The 6812-nt window shown below is 72.1% G+C and carries 6 protein-coding genes; 3 read left to right on the top strand and 3 right to left on the bottom strand.

What is annotated here, in order from left to right; all coding sequences use genetic code 11:
- On the top strand, positions 1-1216 hold a 1216-nt coding region (locus KBX71_RS32350), incomplete at its 5' end, for a C39 family peptidase (RefSeq protein ID WP_210821508.1).
- A gap of 67 nt (positions 1217-1283) precedes the next feature.
- Here the strand turns inward: KBX71_RS32350 and KBX71_RS32345 are convergent.
- The 3 genes from KBX71_RS32345 to mqnE form a co-directional block, all read right to left on the bottom strand.
- Positions 1284-1562, bottom strand: a complete 279-nt coding sequence (locus KBX71_RS32345) for a DUF4229 domain-containing protein (RefSeq protein WP_210821511.1) — start codon at positions 1560-1562, stop codon at positions 1284-1286.
- A gap of 73 nt (positions 1563-1635) precedes the next feature.
- Positions 1636-2073, bottom strand: a complete 438-nt coding sequence (locus KBX71_RS32340) for a hypothetical protein (protein WP_210821507.1) — start codon at positions 2071-2073, stop codon at positions 1636-1638.
- 23 nt (positions 2074-2096) lie between these two features.
- Entirely contained in the window at positions 2097-3266 is a 1170-nt protein-coding gene (gene mqnE / locus KBX71_RS32335; protein WP_124815231.1) for an aminofutalosine synthase MqnE, read from the bottom strand.
- Between the two features lie 239 nt (positions 3267-3505).
- On the opposite strand from mqnE, the gene KBX71_RS32330 reads away from it, so the two are divergent.
- Positions 3506-5083, top strand: coding sequence for a C40 family peptidase (locus KBX71_RS32330; protein ID WP_210821506.1), 1578 nt, complete (start codon positions 3506-3508; stop codon positions 5081-5083).
- 114 nt (positions 5084-5197) lie between these two features.
- A complete protein-coding gene (locus KBX71_RS34140; protein ID WP_247684486.1) occupies positions 5198-6748 on the top strand; it encodes a hypothetical protein in 1551 nt (516 codons plus the stop codon).
- Positions 6749-6812 lie beyond the last annotated feature (64 nt).

Raw genomic sequence — 6812 nt, 5'->3', positions numbered from 1 at the left:
CTACCAGGACTGGTCCGGGCCGGCCGACTGGCACCGGGGCAGCCGGGCCGGCACCCGCGTCGTGCCCGGCGCCCGAGCGGGCGTCACCCTGGCCCGTCCGGCCGGCACCACCGAGTACGCCGACCCGCACACCGGCACCACCCGCACCTGGGAGTACGGCACCTGGACCTCGCCGACGACCCGAGTCGGATTCGACGCCACCGAGCTGATCGCCTCCTGGAACGCGGAGACCCCCGCCGGCACCTGGATCCAGGTGGAAATGCAGGGCAACTACACAAGCGGCGACCAGACCCCGTGGTACGTCCTGGGTCGCTGGGCGTCCGGCGACACCGACATCAAGCGGACCAGCGTCGACCGGCAGGGCGACCCCTGGTCGACGATCTGGACCGACACCTTCAGCATCGACGACGCCACCGCCGGGGTGTTGCTGCGGTCGTACCAGCTCAAGCTGACCCTCTACCGGGCACCCGGGCAGAGCGCCGCCCCGGTGGTCCGGATGCTGGGCGCGATGAGTTCCACAGTGCTGGACCGGTTCACAGTGCCACCGAGCGCCGGGCACATCGCCTGGGGCCGGGAGCTGCCGGTGCCGCGCTACTCGCAGAACGTGCACGCCGGGCACTACCCCGAGTACGACGGCGGCGGCGAGGCGTGGTGCTCACCCACCTCCACCGAGATGGTGGTCGAGTACTGGGGACGCGAACCGTCGGCGGCCGACACCTCCTGGGTGGACCCGACCTACCCCGACCCGACCGTCAACCACGCCGCGCGGATGACCTACGACTACGCGTACGACGGCGCGGGCAACTGGCCGTTCAACACCGCGTACGCGGCCAGCTTCCCTGGGCTGGAGGGCCGGGTGACCCGACTGCACTCGCTGGACGAACTTGAGCGTTTCATCGCCGCCGGCATCCCCGTCGTGACCAGCCAGTCCTTCCTCGCCAGTGAGCTGGACGGGGCGAACTACGGCACCTCCGGGCACCTCTTCGTGGTGGTCGGCTTCACCGCCGACGGCGACGTGATCGTCAACGACCCCGCCTCGTCCAGCAACGACGTGGTGCGCAACGTCTACAAGCGTGCGCAGTTCGAACAGATCTGGCTGCGGACCAAGCGCACCAACGCCAGCGGCGGCGTCTCCGGTGGCTCCGGCGGCATCGCTTACCTGATCAAGCCGACGTCCAAACCCTGGCCCAAGGTCCCCGGTTCCACCAACTGGTAGGCACCGCGCGGTTGATCATGAAGTTATTGCCCGACTACGCGGGCGTGTCGTGACAACAACTTCATGATCAACGCGGGGAGTCTGGGGTTTGGGTGGGGGGTTGGTCGTCGCCGGCCAGGGCGGAGCGGAGGCGTTCCTTCTCGGCGCGCCGGCGCTCGGCTGCTTCGGCGATCTCCCCGGCCATCTCGTCCCGCCAACCGCGCAGCAGGAAGAAGGAGAGCGCGGCGGAGAACACCAACGCCAGCATGAGCTTCAGGAACACGTTCATGTCGACCAGCCAGAGGCCCGCCAACACGGCGACGAACAGCCCGATCCGGCCCAGCGTGTACTTGAGCGCGGCGCTCACCTGCACCACTCCGTTCTCTCCGTCGCCCGCCACTGCCGGCGGAAGGATCGAGCCGCCCGGCGGGCGGTCGTGGTCAGCCGGTCCGGCGGGCCAGCCAGCGGACGCCCGGGAACCAGAGGGTTGCGTACGCCACCGTGAACGCCCCCGCCGCCAACGCGCCGGAGAGCAGCGGCGGCAACCCCGCGCCCAGACCGGCGACCAGCAGTCCCACGAACACCCCGACGGCAGCGGCGACCACCGCCGCCAGCACCCGGGCCGCGCCGAACTCCCAGGCCCGGAAGTCGTCCCAGAACAACCAGGCCGGCAGGATCACCGCCAGCCAACCATTGGTGTGCCCGAAGTCGCCAGCACCGATCGAGGCGAACGCCCAGTCGAACAGCACCAACGCGAGCACACCGATGACCAGGCCGGCCAGGCACACCCCGAGCAGATCGCCAAGGGTACGGATGCGCCCATCGGCGTCCCGGCGGGGAAACCCGCCCTGCTGCTCAGGTCCTCGTTGCTCGGTCATCGACTGCGAGGGTACGTGGCGGCTCAGGCCCAGACCTGCTGCGGCTCGGCGCGCCGCTCGGCCAGCGACGGCGCCTTGTCGTACTCCCGGACCACGTTGTAGCGGGTGTCCCGCTCGACGGGCTGGAAGCCGGCGTCCCAGATCAGGTGCAGCAGGTCGTCGCGGTGCATGGTGTTCGGGGTGCCGTACGAGTCGGCGTCGTGCGTGATCTTGTATTCGACGACGGAGCCGTCCAGGTCGTCCACGCCGAAGTTCAGCGAGAGCTGCGCCACCGACAACCCGTGCATCACCCAGAAGTTCTTCAGGTGCGGCACGTTGTCGAAGAGCAGCCGGGAGACGGCGAACGTCTTCAGCGACTCGGCCGGCGAGGCCATCGTGGTGCGCGCCTGGATCCGGTTACGGATCTTGCCGTCCGCCGAGTCGACGAAGTCGTGCTGGTAGCGCAGCGGGATGAAGACCGCGAAGCCGCCGGTCTCGTCCTGCAACTCGCGCAGCCGCAGCACGTGGTCGACGCGGTGCCGGGGCTCCTCGATGTGGCCGTACAGCATCGTCGCCGGGGTCTTCATGCCCTTGCTGTGTGCCAGGGCGTGGATGCGCGACCAGTCTTCCCAGTGGCAGGCGTGGTCGACGATGTGCTGCCGGACCTCCCAGTCGAAGATCTCCGCGCCACCACCGGTCAGCGACTCCAGGCCGGCGTCCATCAGCTCGTCGAGGATCTCGTCGGCGCTCAGGCCGCTGATCTTCTCGAACCACTGCACCTCGGTCGCCGTGAAGCACTTGAGCTTGACGTTCGGCAGCGCGGCCTTCAGCTCGCGCAGCACCTTCGGGTAGTAACGCCAGGGCAGCGTGGGGTGCAGGCCGTTGACGATGTGCAACTCGGTGAGCTGCTCGTCCTCCATCTCCTTGGCCTTACGGACCGCCTCGTCGATGCGCATCGTGTACGCGTCCTTCTCGCCCGGCTTGCGCTGGAACGAGCAGTACGCACAGGACGCCGAACAGACGTTCGTCAGGTTGAGGTGCCGGTTGACGTTGAACATCACCCGGTCGCCGTTCAGTTCGGTGCGCTTGTGGTGCGCCAGCCGCCCCAGCCAGGTCAGGTCGTCGCTCTCGTAGAGTGCGACCCCGTCCTCCCGGGTCAGCCGCTCACCGGCGTACACCTTCGCTTCGAGCTCACGCTTGAGTCCGGCGTCCATGGCACGTCCCTTCCACCTGCGGTCCGGATCGAGCGTACGTCGCGGCGCCGACGGGCCCGGCGGCACGGTCGCCGGCAGCGACCCACTTCACCAGACTCTCAGCCTCCCGTAACCCGGCAACGCATCGACATGAGTGGCGAGGTGCGGTAGTAACAAGGTGGGGCGGAACACACACACTGGTACCGTCCCGACGGTCGCGCCCACCGAGCGCGGCGACGAGCGGTTGGACGGGGAGCGGCATGGTCTACAGCGGGCGCGGGCGACGGCAGCGACGACGGAGCCCGGTGATCTCGCCGGTGCTGCGCCCGAAGCTCTGGGCCGCCCTGCTCGGCGCGATCGCCGCGGCCGTGCTGGCCACCCCGGCCTACGCGGAGCCCGGCCTGCCGACCACAGTGCCGGACACCGGCTCGCGCCCGGCGGTCACCGGCGCGCTTCAGCTGCCCGGCGGAGCACCGGTCGCCGGCGTGCCCGCGCCGCCGGTGGTCAACATCGGCAACGGCCCACTGGCCGCCGCGATCTCCGCCGGTGAGGCCCAGGTCGGCGCGCTCGGCGAGGATTTGCTGTTGAGGCGGCAGAAACGCGTCGACGCGCAGGCGCAGCTCGACGCGGCCGGCAAGGCGCTGGCGACCGCGCAGGACGCAGTGCTGCGGGCCCAGCAGACGGCCGACACCGCAGCCGCCGAGGACATCAAGGCAGCCGCCGCTCTGCCGCCGGGCGACCTCGCCCAGGACATCCGTGGGCTGAGCCGCCTCCAGGCGATCACCCGTGGCGAGAAGGTCGACGGCGGCACCACCGGAGTGGCCGGGGAGCTGTCCCGGGCCCGCGCCGGTGAGCAGGCCGCGTACCAGAAGCACAGCGAGGCCAAGGATCTGCTCGCGGCCGCCGAGACGGAGTTCACCGCGGGTGAGAAGGGGCTCCGCACCGCCGAGGCGAGCCTGCTCAAGCTGCGCCGGGACAACGCCGCCGCGCTGATCGAGATCGAACGCCAGCAGGAAGCCGCCGAGCAGCAGATCGGCGCCGGCTACGTCTCCAACCAGAGCATCAGCGGCATGGCCGCGCACCCCCGGGCACTGGCCGCGGTCCGATATGCGCTCGCCCAGCTCGGTGACCCGTACAAGTGGTCCGAGGAGGGGCCGGACGAGTTCGACTGCTCCGGCCTGATGTGGGCGGCCTACCGGTCCTCCGGCGCCGACTACTTCGACCTGCCCCGGGTCTCCCGTGACCAGTACGCCGCCACCCGTGGCCGCACCGTTCCGCAGAGCGCGCTGCTCCCCGGCGACCTGCTCTTCTTCGCCTCGGGCAGCAGTTGGACGACGATCCACCACGTCGGCATGTACATCGGCAACGGCAAGATGGTGCAGGCCCCCACCACTGGCGACGTCGTCAAGATCTCGGTCGTCCGCTGGTCCCGGCTGTATGCCGCCACCCGGGTGATCGGCGCGGTGCCGGCACCGGTCGTGACCAATCCGACCCCGCCCGTCTCGACCCCGAAGCCGACGCCCACCCCGTCGCCCACCAAGACCAGCAAGCCGACGCCGACGCCGTCGCCCACGAAGACCACCACCCCGACGCCCACGCCGACGCCGACTCTGACGACCACCCCGACGCCGACGCCGACGCTGACCACCACCCCGACGCCGACCCCGACCGGCAGCACCACGCCGAAGCCGTCGAACACCCCGAGCAGCACTCCGACGACCACGCCGAAGGCCACCGCGAGCGCGACGGCCAGCACGCCTCCGACGACCACGCCGAAGGCCACCGCGAGCGCGACGGGCAGTGGCAGCGCGACGGGCAGCCCCAGCACCACGGGCTGATCCGCCACGACCGCCTCCGGCTGTCCGCTCGGCAAGATCTGTGGCACCGTGACAACCAGGCACATCCGACCCGACGTCACGGGTCCGGGTGCGAGCATGGCGCGGAGGGCGGAAATGGCCGAGCAGAGAGATCCGGCGGAGACGGTCGACCCCGTGGTCGACCAGGCCGGCCCACCAGGGCCGGAAACCGCCGACCCGGTGGCCGCCAGCGAGGCCAGCCCAGCTGACACCAGCCCGGCCCACAGCGAGGCCAGCCCGGCCCACAGCGGCACGGCAGCTGTCGTCCCGGACGCCTCGACCGACGCCGACGACGCCGAGCCCGCCGACGCCGCACCCGCCGACGCCCCTTCCGGCGGCACTGACGTTTCTGGGACCAGCGCCGCGGAGTCGCCGGTGGTCGACGCGCGCCAGGGCCAGGCCGCCGCACCGGTACGCGCACGCGCCAGCGTCGTGACCGCCGGGGCGCTCCGCAGTGACCTGCCGGCCAGCGCTCCGGTCACCGCGACCACCTACCGTGCGACCGGCTCGGCCAGCCCGGCCGACGTGTCGTTGCCGGGGCAGCGCAACGACTCCCCCGCGCCGGCCCGGGCCAGCGCCACGGTTCCGAGCGGCAGCCGGGGCACGGCCGACGCCCTGGGCACCCCCGGCCTTCGCGGGAAATCGCCTGCCGTCTACGGAACCACGCCGGTGGGCGCCGAGCCGGAACCGGCCCCGCCCTCCACGCCGTCGACTCCGGAGCCGGAACCCACGCCACCCGGTCCCGGGCCGACGCAGCCGCCGCCACCGGAACCGGAACCCGCGCCGGCCCCGGGTCCGTTCCCGCCCGGCCCGATGCCAACGCCGGGCCCCCGACCCACGCCGCCGCCCGGTCCGGTTCCGCCCGTTCCGGGCCCGCCCAACCCGCAGCCCTCGCCGGTGCCGCCCATCCCCGGCCCGCCGTCGCCGCCCGTGCCGAGCCCACCGCTTCCGCCACCCGGCCCGCCGGTGCCCGCACCACCAGCCCCGCCCGGCCCGATGCCGGCACCGCCGTTTCCACCGCCGCCGGCGATGACCGACAAGCCCGGCGTACGGGCCAGCGCGTCGGTCTCCGCACCGCCGGCCGGGTGGCCATCCACGGCCGGGGCGACCCGCCCGACGTCCGGCGGCGGATGGACCGGGACGGCTGCCTCCGCGCCGCCGGTGGTACCCGCCCCAGCGCTGCCGAGCTGGCCACCGTCCACCGCCGGGGCTCCCTCGTCGACCCGGAACAGCACCGGGAACTCCCGAATGACCGCGTCGCCGAGCAGCCCACCGGCTGGTTCCCCCGCACGGAACGCGGCCGGCACCCGTGGCGGGCGCCAGGACGGCGGCTCCGACCTGCCCGGCTCGCGTGGCGGGCTGCCGGACGGCGGCTCCGACCTGGCCGGCACCGTCTACGGCAACGGCGAGGGGGCCGGCTTCACCACGATCGCGATACCCGCCAACGCGGTGGAGACGTCCGGCTCGCTGACCGGGCACATCCTGGCCCAGGGCTGGGCCGACACGCCGGCCGAGCGGTCCAGTAACGCCCGGGTGATGATCGTCCTGGCCGCCGCTCTGGGGCTGCTGGTGGCGATCAGCGTTCTGGTCGTCCTGCTGGCCAGCGACGCCCTGGACGGTCTGATGGGCAGCGTGCTCAACGGGTGAGCCAGCGAGTGGTAACGATGGTGAGTCCGCCCACTACCGTCGGACAACCGGCTGGCGGCTTCGC

Origin of the sequence: Micromonospora sp. D93, assembly GCF_018070365.1 — a bacterium.
Classification (GTDB): domain Bacteria; phylum Actinomycetota; class Actinomycetes; order Mycobacteriales; family Micromonosporaceae; genus Micromonospora; species Micromonospora ureilytica.
The sequence above is the reverse complement of the archived record's forward strand: the minus strand, read 5'-3'. Positions and strand labels throughout refer to the sequence as shown.

Bases quoted from the DNA above. Each gene is read 5' to 3' on its own strand.
- KBX71_RS32340 (WP_210821507.1), bottom strand. From the start codon at position 2,073: ATGACCGAGCAACGAGGACCTGAGCAGCAGGGCGGGTTTCCCCGCCGG.
- mqnE (WP_124815231.1), bottom strand. From the start codon at position 3,266: ATGGACGCCGGACTCAAGCGTGAGCTCGAAGCGAAGGTGTACGCCGGT.
- KBX71_RS32330 (WP_210821506.1), top strand. From the start codon at position 3,506: ATGGTCTACAGCGGGCGCGGGCGACGGCAGCGACGACGGAGCCCGGTG.
- KBX71_RS34140 (WP_247684486.1), top strand. From the start codon at position 5,198: ATGGCCGAGCAGAGAGATCCGGCGGAGACGGTCGACCCCGTGGTCGAC.